This window comes from Bradyrhizobium sp. th-b2 (assembly GCF_000426785.1).
Classification (GTDB): Bacteria; Pseudomonadota; Alphaproteobacteria; order Rhizobiales; family Xanthobacteraceae; genus Bradyrhizobium; species Bradyrhizobium septentrionale.
On record NZ_AUGA01000070.1, the window covers coordinates 13,099 to 27,482 of the forward strand.

At 58.9% G+C, this 14,384-nt stretch carries 18 protein-coding genes and 1 pseudogene; 6 read left to right on the forward strand and 13 right to left on the reverse strand.

Features of this window, described 5'->3' with window-relative positions; all coding sequences use genetic code 11:
* Positions 1–22: 22 nt before the first annotated feature.
* Entirely contained in the window at positions 23–436 is a 414-nt protein-coding gene (locus K359_RS54710; protein WP_035977980.1) for a hypothetical protein, read from the forward strand.
* A 13-nt stretch (positions 437–449) separates the two neighbouring features.
* Here K359_RS54710 and K359_RS57730 read toward each other — a convergent pair whose 3' ends face one another.
* Both K359_RS57730 and K359_RS0140675 read right to left on the reverse strand, forming a co-directional pair.
* Positions 450–674 carry a hypothetical protein gene (locus K359_RS57730; RefSeq protein ID WP_051346678.1) on the reverse strand — a complete coding sequence of 75 codons (225 nt, stop codon included), beginning with the start codon at positions 672–674 and terminating at the stop codon, positions 450–452.
* Positions 675–1,251: 577 nt separating this feature from the next.
* On the reverse strand, positions 1,252–1,572 hold the full coding sequence (locus K359_RS0140675) for a hypothetical protein (protein ID WP_029084344.1): 321 nt from the start codon (positions 1,570–1,572) through the stop codon (positions 1,252–1,254).
* On the opposite strand from K359_RS0140675, the gene K359_RS0140680 reads away from it, so the two are divergent.
* A complete protein-coding gene (locus K359_RS0140680; protein WP_156928946.1) occupies positions 1,571–2,248 on the forward strand; it encodes a hypothetical protein in 678 nt (225 codons plus the stop codon). The genes K359_RS0140675 and K359_RS0140680 overlap by 2 nt on opposite strands.
* Positions 2,249–2,261: 13 nt before the next feature.
* Here K359_RS0140680 and K359_RS0140685 read toward each other — a convergent pair whose 3' ends face one another.
* From K359_RS0140685 to K359_RS0140710, 7 genes and pseudogenes are all read right to left on the reverse strand, one after another.
* Positions 2,262–3,386 (reverse strand): calcium-binding protein, encoded by a 1,125-nt coding sequence (locus K359_RS0140685; protein ID WP_198031251.1) that lies wholly within the window; start codon positions 3,384–3,386, stop codon positions 2,262–2,264.
* Positions 3,355–3,813 carry a hypothetical protein gene (locus K359_RS62175; RefSeq protein WP_156928947.1) on the reverse strand — a complete coding sequence of 153 codons (459 nt, stop codon included), beginning with the start codon at positions 3,811–3,813 and terminating at the stop codon, positions 3,355–3,357. The genes K359_RS0140685 and K359_RS62175 overlap by 32 nt, the downstream gene beginning before the upstream one ends.
* Before the next feature lie 220 nt (positions 3,814–4,033).
* Positions 4,034–4,396, reverse strand: coding sequence for a hypothetical protein (locus K359_RS0140690; protein WP_029084347.1), 363 nt, complete (start codon positions 4,394–4,396; stop codon positions 4,034–4,036).
* Positions 4,397–4,460: 64 nt separating this feature from the next.
* A complete protein-coding gene (locus K359_RS62180) occupies positions 4,461–4,859 on the reverse strand; it encodes a hypothetical protein (RefSeq protein WP_156928948.1) in 399 nt (132 codons plus the stop codon).
* A gap of 131 nt (positions 4,860–4,990) precedes the next feature.
* Positions 4,991–5,659, reverse strand: a pseudogene (locus tag K359_RS54725) (SOS response-associated peptidase).
* Position 5,660: 1 nt separating this feature from the next.
* Positions 5,661–6,539 (reverse strand): GIY-YIG nuclease family protein, encoded by an 879-nt coding sequence (locus K359_RS54730; RefSeq protein ID WP_084518688.1) that lies wholly within the window; start codon positions 6,537–6,539, stop codon positions 5,661–5,663.
* A gap of 65 nt (positions 6,540–6,604) precedes the next feature.
* A complete protein-coding gene (locus K359_RS0140710) occupies positions 6,605–7,018 on the reverse strand; it encodes a hypothetical protein (protein ID WP_029084349.1) in 414 nt (137 codons plus the stop codon).
* Between the two features lie 196 nt (positions 7,019–7,214).
* Here K359_RS0140710 and K359_RS54735 point away from each other — a divergent pair, with 196 nt between their 5' ends.
* Together K359_RS54735 and K359_RS0140720 are read left to right on the forward strand one after the other, a co-directional pair.
* Positions 7,215–8,042, forward strand: a complete 828-nt coding sequence (locus K359_RS54735; RefSeq protein ID WP_035977976.1) for a three-Cys-motif partner protein TcmP — start codon at positions 7,215–7,217, stop codon at positions 8,040–8,042.
* Between the two features lie 11 nt (positions 8,043–8,053).
* Positions 8,054–8,797, forward strand: a complete 744-nt coding sequence (locus K359_RS0140720) for a DUF5131 family protein (protein ID WP_029084350.1) — start codon at positions 8,054–8,056, stop codon at positions 8,795–8,797.
* 50 nt (positions 8,798–8,847) lie between these two features.
* On the opposite strand, the gene K359_RS0140725 is transcribed toward K359_RS0140720, so the two are convergent.
* The 4 genes from K359_RS0140725 to K359_RS0140740 all read right to left on the reverse strand — a co-directional run bounded on the left by K359_RS0140725 (position 8,848) and on the right by K359_RS0140740 (position 12,235).
* Positions 8,848–9,291 carry a hypothetical protein gene (locus tag K359_RS0140725; RefSeq protein ID WP_029084351.1) on the reverse strand — a complete coding sequence of 148 codons (444 nt, stop codon included), beginning with the start codon at positions 9,289–9,291 and terminating at the stop codon, positions 8,848–8,850.
* On the reverse strand, positions 9,291–10,130 hold the full coding sequence (locus K359_RS57735) for a hypothetical protein (RefSeq protein ID WP_051346679.1): 840 nt from the start codon (positions 10,128–10,130) through the stop codon (positions 9,291–9,293). Before K359_RS57735 ends, K359_RS0140725 begins: the two co-directional genes overlap by 1 nt.
* A gap of 34 nt (positions 10,131–10,164) precedes the next feature.
* Positions 10,165–10,671: a hypothetical protein gene (locus tag K359_RS0140735; protein ID WP_029084352.1), complete on the reverse strand. Its 507-nt coding sequence runs from the start codon at positions 10,669–10,671 to the stop codon at positions 10,165–10,167.
* 256 nt (positions 10,672–10,927) lie between these two features.
* Positions 10,928–12,235, reverse strand: coding sequence for a site-specific integrase (locus K359_RS0140740; RefSeq protein ID WP_035977978.1), 1,308 nt, complete (start codon positions 12,233–12,235; stop codon positions 10,928–10,930).
* A gap of 862 nt (positions 12,236–13,097) precedes the next feature.
* On the opposite strand from K359_RS0140740, the gene K359_RS66395 reads away from it, so the two are divergent.
* Both K359_RS66395 and K359_RS0140750 read left to right on the forward strand, forming a co-directional pair.
* Positions 13,098–13,334: a LuxR C-terminal-related transcriptional regulator gene (locus tag K359_RS66395; RefSeq protein WP_084518689.1), complete on the forward strand. Its 237-nt coding sequence runs from the start codon at positions 13,098–13,100 to the stop codon at positions 13,332–13,334.
* An 813-nt stretch (positions 13,335–14,147) separates the two neighbouring features.
* Entirely contained in the window at positions 14,148–14,369 is a 222-nt protein-coding gene (locus K359_RS0140750) for a hypothetical protein (RefSeq protein ID WP_051346680.1), read from the forward strand.
* The last annotated feature ends 15 nt before the right edge of the window (positions 14,370–14,384 follow it).

A 14,384-nucleotide genomic window follows, 5' to 3' on the forward strand; every position in this document is an offset into this window, starting at 1 on the left:
CAGCCAGACCGGAGACGTGGAAGTGTCCTTCCAACTGACCGTCTTGAAAGTGCTGGCCGGCCAGTCCGCCGGGCGAGCCTCTGTTGCCGACCTACGGAATGCAGTCGCAATCTTGATGAATAGCGGCAGAGACTGGACCGATCGCATGAAGCGATTGATCGAGCATGCGCCCGATCTGAATATCTTCGCGGCTAAGTTCGTCCTTCGCGATGAGGCGGGCTGGGAAATCACGGAGGATGGGCGGATATTTCTGGCCGCGCTCGAAACCGCGGTCGCCGTTCGAAGATCGCCGCTTCGATCAGTCGTCGATGCGCCAACGAGCGAACCCGCCGCGCCGGGGGTGACGGATGCGGCGAGATTGTCTGATCCTCCCCGAAACCGTCGAAGGACGCGGCGTCGCCGCGGGAAAGGCCGATCAAATCGGTGGACGGCGTGAAGCGTTCGGATGCTCAATCGCGCGACGCGATCGCAAATCCTCGCTTAATCGCAGTCTGAAAAACAGTCTTCAGTGCGGGGTCTTTCAGCACTTCATCGCCGGCGCTGAAGCCGACGACCGGCCGCCAATCGAAGCCGGCCCCGGGCTCTGGCAGCACTGTGGCGTTGAAAGCGTACGCCGTTCGGCCGGGCTGATCGGTCGCGGCGTCTTGCTCGACGAATTTCTGAAGCCGGTTCATCTGTTCCCCAATCACCAATGTAGGCACCTTGCCATGCCCGGAGGAGCGCGGCAACGCGGGCAGCCGCGGGTGGCCCCTCTGCTGCTAGCGCCGTCCTCAAGTCGGCCGGCGGATATTTTTGCGGTACCCAGGCCACGATCCCAACGCTTCGCGGTCCTGTCCACTATACGCCCCCAACCTCGCGGGCTCCTAAGCGCGTGATTTTGGTTTCCGTTTCATCCAATTCGCTGACAAATCTGCCGGAACGTGTGGCGCTGAGACATGGTCGGGCGCGTCTATCCGGTACTCTCGATCCCAAAACGCCTTTACGGCCGGCGTGTATCGCCCGCCCATCAGGCCGTCTATTTTCGGGAGCCCACGGCCTTCGAGCAATGGAGCCAAGCTGCGCCATAATACGTTCTTTCCCGTTCCTAACAGGGCCATTGCGATGTCTTCTTCGCTCGCAAAAAGCGGAAGATCAGCGAAAGATCGGAAACGCTTCGTCATGAACGATGTTACCTCGGCGTGCCGCACCGGCGCAGGGTGCCCAGCGTAATGTCGCTGGGCGCTCCAACGCGCTCGGTGCGGTTGGCGTTCGTCATCGTTGGGCGAAGGCGATGATTTCCTTCAGGAAGCGCACAAGGTCCTTTGGTCGGTAGTAGAGAAGGTCAGCTGGATCATCGCCTCGCGCAAGCAGCAACTGAGCCTTCGTTGCCATATCGGAGGCGGACGCGAACGGAGTAGCGAAAACAGCATCGGCGATCGTCTCCGCAGCGTCATATGCCGCGTCGCAGGCGACTTCAGCCGCTTCGATATCGTTGGTGGCCCGCTCCGCTAGAGTGTAGACGCGGCGCTTTTCTGCGTCGGCGGTTTGATAGCCCTTGAAGAGTTGAGGTATGCTGATGGCAGCTTGCTGCATGATCTATCCTATCGTGTTGCAGGTCAGGGCCGCCGGCAGGTGCAAACTGTCGACGGTCCGCTCTGATTATCGGAAGACCGCGGCCGGGTACAACCGGGAAGATGGCCGGGCAAAACGGGAATTTCACCGCCTAAGCACGGTGCGCAAACGCAGAGTGTGGCCTGCTTCTCGTCCGCCGCTTTTGCACGGAATGCTTATGATGGATATTGAAGCAACAAGGGCGAGATTTCGTCCCAACCGTATAACGACGCTGTTCGTAGGCGAGAGCGCGCCCGCAAGCGGCGATTTCTTCTACTACGGAAGCAACGCGATGTTGCGGCACATGCAGCGCGCCACCGAAGCGGCGTTAGGCGGGGGCGGCGATTTTCTACAGCGATTTAAAAGCTACGGCTGGTTTCTCGACGATCTTGTTCTCACGCCAGTAGACAAGCTGGGGCGTATTGAGCGCAAGGCAAAGTGCCAAGGTGCAGCGGACAGCCTTCGCGATCGGATTGCGCTTTATCGCCCGCTTGCGATCGTGTCGGTGCTTCTCACTATCCGGCCCATCGTTGAGGCGGCCGCAACAGCGGCCGCCAGCAATGCGCAAATGTTCGGCGTCCCATTCCCCGGCATGGGGCAGCAGCTACGTTTTCACAAGGAGATGGTCAGGATTATTCCTCTCCTCCCGCGAGATTGAGCGGCGCAGCCTACTATGAGAACTTAAACATGCTGGCATCGAGTTGTCCCGGCGCGAGGCCAATCAACCAAGCGGCGCTGCCCGCTGCGTCGGTGATAATTGTTGTATTGATCCCCGGCGAATAGAAAGTTGCTGCCTGCAAGTCCGCAAAGGAATGCAGAGAAGTCCCCGAAAAGTTCAAAACGTCTCTGACGCCGCCAACGTTGAAGTCTTGGATCACTAGGACTTCCGGGACTGTGTCATTGATAACGAAGGTGTCCGAGCCACCGCCGCCCCAGGCATAATCAACCCCTCCGCCGCCGTTGATTACGTCGGCCCCGGTGCCCATTAGGAATACGTCGACGCCGATCCAGCCGGTCACCGTATCGCCGCCGTTGGAGCCGTAAACGTAGCTCTGGGCCCCACCGTAGATGACATTGCCGTCGGCCTCGCCCGACGAGATAAAAATGTTCAGGCCCGAGCCACCGTACATCGTGTCGGCGCCGGCGCCGCCATAGAAATAATTCGTTCCTTGGCCGCCGTAGAGATTGTCGGCGCCGGCTTCTCCATACATTACGTTGACGTCGGAGCTTGCGGTTCCGCCTGCTCCTACAACGATATCGTTGCCGTCTCCGCCGAAAAGATAGTTGAACCCGCTGCCGCCGTAGAGGCTGTCGTTGCCGCCTTCGCCTAACAACACGTCGAGGCCTGCATCGCCCGACAACACGTCATTGCCTGCCCCAGCGTAAAAATAGTCGTTGCCGTCGCCGCCATATCCAACGTCGTCTCCGGCAAAGCCAACTAGAACGTCATTTCCGCCAAAGCCCCACAGGGTGTCGTTGCCAACGTCGCCATAAAGCGCATCGTCAGAGCTGCCGCCGGTCGCGGTAATTGGCAGATTGACGACGTTCAAGGTCACATCTGCAAATTTCAAGTGCTCAATGTCGGTTAGCGTATCAACGCCTTCACCATTGACCACCAAGTGTGTGGTCGAGCTTCGGGTGATCGTATAGTTGCTTCTGTTGCCAGAAAAGACCGCGGTATCATCGCCAGCGCCGCCATCCAGACTGTCGTCTCCACCTTCTCCGTAAATGAAATCATTGCCGTCGAAAGCGAAAATGGTGTCATTACCAAGTTGGCCGTGAAAGATGATCCTCAAGGTTAGAGCCCGAGAGCAGGTCGGCACCATCGCTGGGCTGATAGTCCTGATTGTAAATCGCGAAGGACGTCGAGAAACCCAAACTAGTCAATTCCTGAGGCGTGTAAGTATGGGGGTTACCCATCATGTCCGAAACGACGACGCTTGAAACTTCATAGGTTCCCGGTCCGTTAAACTGAGACACTGTCCGAGTGTCCTGCGAGGCGCCGTCGGCCCAGGTATCGGCTCCAAAGCCAAAAAGGCCGATTAGCGAGAAAGTACCGACGTTGTCGGTGAATTGCTTTGATAGCCAAATGACGACTTGCTTCACGCCAGACTGATCGTCGGTCGCCGTCGCCCCAAATGTCGCAGAAACGGGCCCGCTACTAATGTCGAGGATCGATGGCAGGGTGAGCCCTGTTAATTGAGGGGCTGTTAGATCAGCCATGCAATTTTTATTCTCCGTTATTTCAACCACAGGCTGCTAATAGCTACAATCTGTGCTCGTGACGACTAAGCAAATAGGAGCAAGTCGCCGGGTGGTATCGGGATGAAGTTAACCCGCCGACGCGGTTCTTCGCATCGCAAGCGTGACGGCGTAACGTCGATAGGCGGCGGCTTCGGCCGCCGCTTCCACCCGGCTCAGGCGTGCAACCCCTCGTGTGGGATCAGCGGCCTGCCCGCTGCATGATCTTCCTGTTCTTCTTGATCACTTTTCCGGGCACCTTGTGAATAGCGATAATCCTGGCTTTTGGACAGGCGAACGAAATTCCGGACTTGTTTGCGTCCGGATCAGCCTCAATCTCACCTTCGGGAACGACCTCGTAAACCACCGGCTCGCGAGCGCCGGACGCAAAAAATCGGGCATGATCGATGTGCGGCGTAACGTAGGCGCGATCCTTTCGGCAAAGCGGGTGGGACATGCCTTTAACGCCTGTTTCCGATTGCGGTAAGATGTAGTCATTGACGTGGAGCCCGCGGTCGCCCCCGTGGAAATAGCGAACCTTCTTCGGCGTTACGCCATCGATCATGACACTGCCTTTCGCCTTGGTTCGGTCGTTGACGTTGATAAATCAGGTCTAGCCTACGGGAGCGTTAGTCAGGGGGAGGCACCGGTTCGGCGACAACGGGTCGCGACATCAGGTACATGCAAGCCGACCCGCGCTTGTGTTCCCAGTCGGCACAATACGGATGACAGACGTCGATCGCATCGACCGCAGCCGTGATCTTGGCATTGAGCGCGTCCTTGCGTATGCCGTAGTATCGCGGTCCCTTAACGTCGCCATTGATCTCGCGATCCATCGTGGTTCCGGTTTCGTTGAATGTCAGGTTCGGGCAAATCCGCGTCCGAGCCCATGCGTCAAAAAAATCGCAGAGGCCCTGGCTTTTGCAGTTCAGCGGGCGGACCGGCGCAGCGTGTGCAGCGATCAGGCTGGTTGCTAAGGCCACAGCGACCGTAGCCGCCGCTATTGGTAACCGGGAACGCTTCAACATTTTCAGGGGGCTCCATAAGGATTTCAGTGCCGACGATTTCTTTGTCCGTTCAGGTATGACGCTTTTCACTTCGTCAGGGCCGACCGCGGATACGCCTTTTCGAGGCTATTCGGTCGACCGCTGACCAGCCATCATGGGACCGACACCGAGATATCTTCCTTTGCTTCGCCGCGGGCGACGATCTTGAGCGCATCATCGGGCAACGGACGTTGAAGCACCTTCGCTTCATCCCAGGGCGCGCGCATCCAGACGTCACGTTCTTCGTCTGTGGTTAAGACGACCGGCATCGCCTTGGGATGGATCAGTTAGACGACGGCGTTCGGCGCCGTCGTCAAGAAGCCGTAGACGTTGTGAGGGCCGGCGATCGTCTTGGACTTCGTGCCGCGGTCGCCCTTGAACACGGTCCAGATGCCGGCGATGGCCGCGAGCGGCCGGTCGTCGTTGAGCGCAAACCAGACGACGTCTTTCTTCTTCGTCGCCGGGTTCGGCTCTGGCGCATACTCCGCAAAGCTATTGAACGGAACGAGGCACCGATTTTCAGGCTTCAGCCACCCGCGCCAGTGCGGAGACGTCGTGTTGCGGATGTTCGTCACCGGCGGTCCGCCTGCGCGCGGCGGCGGCGGCATGCCCCAGCGCATCAGGGCGAGTTCGGTCCCGGCGTCGGTGTTGCGAACAACGGGGGCCGGGTAGTCTGGGAAAACGCCCGGCATGGGCGCCAGATTGCCGACGTAACGGTTGACGACGCGGAAGAGGGCGGCGATCGCGGCTTGGTTCGTGGTGATGGAATAAAGGTTGCACATTTTAGAGCGATGCTGGCGCGGGTTTGGCCACGACAAAGCCGAAAGGCAACTGCCGAGCTCGTCTGTACGCCATCAACTGCGAAACAGCATCATAGGAATGATATCGAGCGTAAACGCTCTTAGCGTTGCGCTCCCTCAGATCAGCCAAGGCTTCACCCCAATACGCGATCAATGCCCGCCTCACTCCGGGCAACCTAAAGAACCGTTCGGCCGACGCGAAACTCTCCCAAAAATAGACGGAAACAGCCCGCTCCGCTCGATCGTAGGGAGCAACTTCGACTTTCCCTTCGTGTTGCCCGATCCACATGATGGTCTCGGGATATTCCAAGATTAGCCGATCCAGTACGAGGCTATGGCAATGCAGCCCATCAACAGGCTTTCGGCTACTATAGGCAACTTCGTGGGGGCCAACATTCAGCGTGAACCAACGTCCGCCGGCTGTTTTAGGTTGGAGGCTGAGCGTCCACGCGCCCTGTATGTCCAGATTTCCATATAGACCGGACAGTTGGAAAAGCTTGAAAAGAAAGAGCGCTATGTCGCGATCAGCAAAAAGCTGATCCGTCTTTTCGTGATCGACGCGCAGCCGCATGTCGACCGCACGTAACTTTTCTCTCGCTTCGTGCGGGGGCACCCCAAATAGCTCGTTTGTTCCAACAACGGTCGCGACGTGACGATCGCGGAAGTGTTTATGCATTTCTCGCTCAACCAACTCGCAGTCAGTCACATGTAAAAAATCGGACAGTTCCCACGGCCCATGTTCCGCGTAGGCCTCATGTCCATTGATGCCGCGGAGACGCTCAATTATCGGTCGTTCTGTTCGCCCGATTTTCACATAGTCGCTATTGGGCGACACGAGCACGTAAACAAAGCCCTGAGCCATCTACAATCCTAGCGCGCTGGGAACACTGGAACACTGCAATGAGCGCGAACTTCCCAAAGAATTGGTTACCGTTCCCCCGGCCACCACGTCGACCGCGGGTCGTTGGCTGAAATCTTGGTCGCTCGCAGCGCGATCAGATGGCTGCGCTTGAACGGATAGCCGCGCTGTTCAGAACATAGTTTGCACCGCATGTATCGTTCAAGTTCGTGGATCGGCGTTGTCTTCGGCCGCCGAACGATATCGAGCGGAACGGTCTGATGGGTATCGCAGCCCAGGCACTTCACTTCGAGGTAGCGGTAGCCGGCGTTGAGGGCATCGCCCAGGGCCGGGGACGGCTGCGCCGGCCCGTGAAACGCGAGCATGCGAGCGGTCCATGCTTCGCAAGCAAGCCGGTCGGCAGCCCTACGCGCGTCCGCGGCGCGTTCGGCCTTGGCCCGAACGGCGCCGCCGTAGATGCTTTCTCGCGATTTGCTGCCCATGGCGGCGATGATGAGCGGGCTAGACGGTTCGAGCAAGCCGCTAAACGTGGGGGCAAACAAGGGCTGAGCAGCTACCGATCCGTCAAGTTCGACCTTCGGAGCGTCCGATGCGCTGTCCGCGTTAACCCATCGCAGGCCTTTTTGTGCAACTCATGGTGGCGTATTTCAACGAAGGTTATTTTTGGGGGGTAGAGGCATGCCTAAGAGGGAGGTCGATCCCGACGACGGGCTGCAGGTCGACGTTGTCGGCCCTTGGGCCACTGAAAAGCACGAGCGTCTGAGAAAATACATCGATGCCTACCGAAGTGCGCGAGCAATGTTCTTGCCGCCGAAAGGGACAGGAGGCGCCGCTTACATCGATCTATTTTCCGGGCCCGGTCGTTCCATGCGTGATGACACGGGCCAGATCATAGATGGCAGCCCGCTCGTTGCCTACAGAGAGGCGTTGCGAAGCGGCACACGCTTTTCGGACAGTCACTTCAACGATATCGATCTAACAAACGTCGATGCGTTGAAGAAACGAATAGCTGGGCTCGGAGGCAGCGCCAATTTCTACAACGAAGGGGCTGAGACGGCGGTCGATCGCGTCGTGTACGCGCTGAACCCGGCGGGCCTACATTTTGCGTTCCTCGATCCGTATAATCTGGAGAACCTCCCGTTCTCCATCATCGAGAAACTGGCTAGGCTGCCGAGAATGGATATGCTGATCCACGTCAGCGTCTTCGATCTTCAAAGGAACCTGAGGCGATATCTACAGGACGGTCGCATTCTCGATGCGTTCATGCCGGGCTGGCAATCAGCGATCGATCCACATCGTAGCGATCACGCAATTCGGACGGACTTGCTTCATCACTGGCTAGGACTTATTCGCGCATTGGGGACGACGCCGGCAGATGGCATTGAGCTTGTATCCGCTACGCGCGGGCAGCGCCTTTATTGGCTAGTGTTCGTTAGCGCGCATGCGCTCGGACGCAAGCTTTGGAACGACATCAGGAACGTGAATGTTCAAGACCGGCTGCTTTGAGGGTTGTTTCTATGGCTGAGACCTCGATTGAATGGACGGATGCAACGTGGAACCCCGTCGCGGGCTGCACTGTTCTTTCGCCGGGCTGCACAAATTGCTACGCAATGAGAATGGCCGCGCGGCTCGATGCTATGGGCGTCGAGAAGTACAAAGGCTTAACGCGGAAGACTGGCGGGCGGGCAAAGTGGACAGGCAAGATTAGGCTGGATCGTGCTGCACTGGCGATGCCGCGCGGTTGGCGGCGGCCAAGGCGGATATTCGTGAACTCAATGTCGGATTTGTTTCACGAGAAGGTACCCGCTGAGTTCGTCGCCGAAGTTTGGTCTGTCATGCGAGATACGCCGCACCACACGTTTCAGGTTCTCACGAAGCGTCCTGATCGCATGGCCTCGGTCACCGCCGCGCTTCCGAAGCTTCCCAACGTATGGCTTGGAACAAGCGTGGAAAACTCCGACCACCTCGGACGCATTGACGAACTTCGTAAAGTCGACGCCGTCGTGCGGTTCGTATCGTTCGAGCCTTTGTTAGGCTCTGTCGCGACGGCGAACCTAGATTGCATCCACTGGGCGATTGTTGGAGGCGAGAGCGGACCGCGCGCCCGGCCGATGCTGGAAGATTGGGTGTCTGAGATTGAGGTTGCCTGTCGCAGGGCGGGCACCGCCTTCTTTTTCAAACAGTGGGGTGGCGTTCGAAAGAAGGCAACGGGACGGACATATCGCGATCAGACGTTCGATGAGATGCCTCTACTTCGTTAAAGTTCGGCGCTCGCCGCACGACACGACGCAGGTCGTACCCCGCGGGGGGCTCAAAAGGTGTCTAAGCTTTGCAGGAACCACGCGCGGAAGTCTTCCATCTTCGGCGTCCAGACCTCTAACTTCGACGCCGCCCGTGCGATCATCATGGCAGCGTCGAAGCACTCGATTTGCATCTCATTGTCGCCGCCGTGCTTCAACCAGTCGCGCTCTCGGTTGAGCAGCGCGATCCAATCCTTCTTTTTTGCAAACCTCTCTTCAGCGCGCGGATTGTCCCGTAGGCCAGCGAATAGATGATGGCTGTCGCGTTCGATCATCCCTTCGGCCGCGCCGGCGAGCGTTAGGGCGATATCGAACTTGCCGCGTTCGAGGGCGTCGATTGCTGCGTCGACCTGACGGGTAGCTGCCTCCGATACCGTCAATTCGAGTGGATCGACGGGCAGCCGCGGGCCGCGAAAGCGGCGCCGCGGCTTTTGCTTTCCGGCTAAGCGATCCATCAGCTGAAGCCCCAGCGCGTTTGTTGGATCACGTTCAAGGGCGTCGGTGGGTCCTTGTCGGGTTCGTCTGGGGAGCGGTCGTCGGTGGGCGGAACCGAGTAAAGCTTATGAACCCAATGGATCGACGAGCTATCTGGTGTCGTCACGAAAAGCTGCAGGCAGACGATATAGCTGTCGTTCTGTTCTTCCTTGCTCCTCCTGAAACGGAAACCGTCCTTATCCTTTTCCCAGGGATAATGCTGCACGACCTTCGCATGTACGGGCACAATCTCTCCCGGCTTCACAACCGTTTGGGTCGGGTTAAGGATGATTGACTTAGCGAAGCGGCCATCGCATCCGGTTTTGGGATCGGTGCGCAGCACTAATTCGCCGTAGTTTCCGGTAATGACCGCCGCACGGTTTCCCGAATTAATGAACGTAAACTGCTGATCCTGATCTAGCAGCAAATCACCTTTATCGACGCGCACCGCCAAGGCACCGCCGGCAGCAACGCGAATGTCGTCGCGTTGGATCAGGACCGTGCGGTAGGTAGCGAACCCGGTGACGCACAGTGAGATCACTGCGACCACCCAGCCTGCCCAATCGAGCCAGTGTTTTGCGGGTCGCTTCGCTTCCGCGGCCTGCTTACGATCGTGCCACGCCAGCCACTCTTGAGCGAAGCCGATCGTCATGTCCATTGTGCCGATCATAGCTGAGCCGGCCGAACCCGCATCGGTCTGCGCCAGCCTGGCGCGCACGTTCTGAGCACCGATCATTTCCAGTTCTTCAAACCATCGCTTGGCTTGTTCCGGCTGGTTGCTCCACCGCGACGTCTCATAAGGAAAGCGGCTATCGGCCATGTGGTAAGAAATCCTTCCGCGGGATCGGACGCCCTCAATGCCAATGGGCCTCGACCAGGACCTGCTCCGCCTCAATGAAGAAGCGGTAGTCCATTGAAACAACATTGGTGTCGCTCATTCGCGCGGTCGCTCTGCACTTTGCTTCGGTCGCCGATCTGCTCACTTCTTTGATGTCCGTAAGCGTCACGATCGCTAGTCCGGCCTTGCCGTACGGCGAATTGGCGACGACGGTCTTCAGATCGGATCGGGCGAAGTAACCGTCACACGACGGTATTGTTGCGGGCGCGGAAGCGAATTGAATTCCGATCAGGGCGGCGAACGCGATGCCAGACATGATCGCCAAGGGCAGCAGGCCGGCGGGCGCCGGATCGCTCGGTTGCCGTTCGGACCTCGTGAGCAGCAGCCACGGAAGCGCAACGATGGGGATCATGGCGCCGAATAGCAGCCACCAAAGGAAACTCTGCCCGCGCCGGGCGGCGAGAGCTCCTATTCCAAGTCCCCCAAACGCCATTGCGCCCGCAGTGTAGATGTAGTCAGGCATGCTCACGCCCCGTCCCCAGTTGTAGAGGCGACATTACTCGCCTTGTCGTGGGCCGGGCATGCTCCCGCTGCGGTTATCCCCGTCAAACGTAGCCGCGGGATCGAGAGAACGCCGCAGGAACAGGTTGCTACAGCTACCCAAACACACCATGCGGACGCGCTGGCGTGCTTTACCGGGACGCGCGGGCCGACGATCCTGCGCGAGCGCCCGGGTCAGTAGTTCGATCGTTTGGGTGATGGGGCAGAAGGCACCGTGGTCATTGGCGCGCCCTCATCGGGACGACGACGTCGTTGTCAGGAGCCGGCGGCGCTTCACCCATCGCGGCGGCAATGTCGCCGCCGATACGCTCCGACGCGCGCCGGACGGGGTCGTTCGCCAGGTGCGCGTATTTTGCCGTCGTGGCCGCGTCGGCGTGGCCCAGTATCGCGCCAATGATCGGCAGGCCGACGCCGGCACCTGCGCCGACCGACGCGTGTGTGTGCCTCAGATCGTGAATTCGCAGGCCTTGAAGTTCTGCCCGCTTCGTGATCGCCCGCCAAGGCCGATGCAGGTCTGCCCGCGGCGCTTCGTCCTTCGTACCGGCGGACCGGCCGGCGATGACGAACTGACCGACGCGGGGCAGGGCAGTCAGGATTTGCACCGCTGGCGCGTTCAGGACGATCGGTTTCCGACCAGTCTTGCTGTCGTCGAGAAAGAGCATGCCGCGTTCAAGGTCAACGTTTGTCCAAAAAAGATGCAGGACTTCCCGGAGCCGGGCGCCGGTCAGGATCAACAGCCGAATGGCCGCGGCAGAGTGCGGATCGATAATCGTCCTGCGGTTCTCAGGCTTGCGGGCATACTTCGCCTTCGGCTTCGTTTCGTCGACCAGATGGGGCAGACCGACTGTTTCGGCTTCTCGCAGCGCCGCGCCCAGCCGCGCCAATTCTTCGGTCGTCAGGTAGCGCTCCCGGGAAGCTTCCTTGAACAGATCGACAGTGCGGGCCGGGTTGTCGGTACGGTCGATCTCCCGGGCCTTGATCCCCCACGCGAAGAAGCCCGACAGCGTCGCGACGACGCGGTTCGCGGTCGACTGCTTCCCCGCTTCAATGCCGATCTGGCGATGAAGCTTTCGGATGTCCGCTTCGGTGACGTCCTTCGCCCGCTTGCTCCCGATCGCGGGCAGGACGTGGACCCGGAAATACAGGTCGTAGAGCGCGAGGGTCGACGCCTTGCGACCGACCTTCGCGTCGGCCCGCAGGAACTTCGGCGACAGTTCCTTGACCGTCGGAGCCTCGCGCCCTTTCGCAATGTCGTTGGCCGGATCGCCGCCAAGACGCACGGTCGCCAAGATGTCCTTTGCGCCGCTGCGGGCCTTCTCGCTGGTCAGGGTGGCAAGGGTCCCCAATGTCATGCGCCGGGTCGGGGCGCCGCGGCCGCCGCCGGCGGCGCGGTACTGCACGACCCACGACTTCGCGCCGGCCGTCGTCACGCGGACGCCGAAGCCGGGAAGGTCGTCATCCCATTCGATGAAGGTCCGGTCGCGGCGCCCTAGTCCGTCGACGAAGGTCTTCGTCAGTCGTGCCATCTGTGCCCCCTGAATTCCCCGTGTCAGCACCGTGTAAGCACGGCGAGAGGAAACGAGCGGAATGCCCGGCTATTCGGGTATTCGAATAACCAACTGAGAACAAGGGATTATTCGAGGATGTTGACAGGAGAGGAAAGGGCGTGAATGCGGCGGAAGACCGGAAAATCAAACTGGGAGACTAGGGGTCGGAGGTTCAAATCCTCTCGCTCCGACCATTTCACTCAAGAATATCAAAGGCCTTTCGTCGGCGCCCATTTTACGCGGAGCGCCCTTTTACGGGCGTTTTACAAATTTGTTCGGCTGGCGTTCTCATTCGCAGTCTGTTCTCTCGGTTCTGTGGGTGCTGGCCTGTTTTATCCCCTAGTGGCCTAGTTTGATTTTTGGAGTGGCCTGTTTTGAATTAACCGAGCGAACCAAGGCTTGGCCGTTGTTCTCGGTAGGACTACTGAGGCGGCCCATAAGATGTTCTGGCTCCATCAGGTCCGCTGACGGCCAAACGTTCTCTTATACAGCGCACGGATTGACCCAGATCAACGGGCGTGAAGGCAACTGTATCACCCCTGTCCGGCATGACGCGGGACACAGTTGTGAACATCGCCGGCCTTACCTCGATAGCACTTGCCGTGCTGATCCTGCTCATCGTGTTCATGTAGCCGACAGAACCGATAGCTTCGCCGTGGCCTTTTTATTTTGCTCCGTTGCCTAAGGCACAAACTGCACTGGCCTACAAAATTCCATCAGGCGTAGGCTTTAGCTCCGAGGATAGGGGCTCCGTCATGGGCCGTGAGCTACTCGAAAGCGTCGGCATCGTACTTTTCGGGCTAAGCCCGCTCGTGATCATCGGCATCGCGTTGTACGTGTCATGAAGGCGTCCGCACTGCCACTCAGTCCGCGTGAAAAGAAGCTCCTAAGGCGCATGGCTCTCGGGCGGCGTGATGCAGAGATTGCTGTGCAAATCGGTGGAACCAAAGCGCAGGTATCGGTCCAACGCCTCCGTCTACTCAAGAAGCTCAACATCAAATCTCAGGCCCAGCTCATGGATGCAGCGGATAGATTGGCTAAATGGCCGTCGTCTCCAATAGCTGCGCCACCGCCTTAGTCGAAGCGCGAACCTGGTCCGCTCCAACCGGGCCGGTAGATGGCCCCAGCAACCAGCCTCCCTCAATGCACAGGCCCCCAAAGGTTGCTGGGGCCGCTCAATTAGAGGCCGCCTCAGTTGGCGTCCGTGATTTGCGAAAATAGGACCTGAAATAAACACCTCGCTATTCCCCCTAGACAGGCACACAGTAAATCCATCACCGCCCGAACCTGTGGCTTATATCGGTGACGAGAACGCTCGATCGCGCTCCCGCCTTCCTCTAACGGAATGGAGCGTGCCGTGCCGTCCATGAAGCAACATCTCATACACATTCAATCACTTGAACAGCGCCTTAGCGTCCATGCAGAGCGGCTCCGCAAGGAGGCGCGGGGAACTCCCCCAGGCATCGTGCGCCAGCGCCTAATCCGCAAGGCTCGTCTGGCCGAAACCGGCTCACAGATAAGCGAATGGCTACGGTCGCCGGGATTACGAGCGCCGACATAATCGGTCGATACAACAAGTAAAAGAGATCGCGTTCGAAAGTGCAATATCCGGGATTTTGTCCGTACCCCCTCCCGGGCTGGAAGGCCGCGCCGCCTGTAAGAGTTTCAAACGGGCGGCGTAGCTTTGTCTAGGCGGCCTCAGTCGGCGGCCTCTACCGAGACCCCTATCGGATGTTATGTCTCCATCCAATCTTTGATCCGTATCAAGGAATTTTATCCCGCAGAACGAACGGCGAAGCTAGCCTCGTAGTTCTGCGGGCGTGAACGGAGTTCCCGTGCTATAAGTGGAACTTGGTTTAGTTGCGCCAGTGACCTGCTGAGGACTGGAACAATGCCAATCAATCAGTTGCTGAAAGGCTGCGAACGCACGCCTGAGGAAATCGAACTTCTGAACAAGGCCTTCGACAACGCCCTACACTTACTGGGCGTGCTTGACCGTGACGACCCACTTTGCAGGATGGTGGCTCGCGACGTTATCGACATCTGCGCAGCCGGCACCAACGATCCGCGCAAGATCGCGAAAATCGCCGTAGAGCGGATGGGTCTCCGGTGAAAGGACTGCTGATAG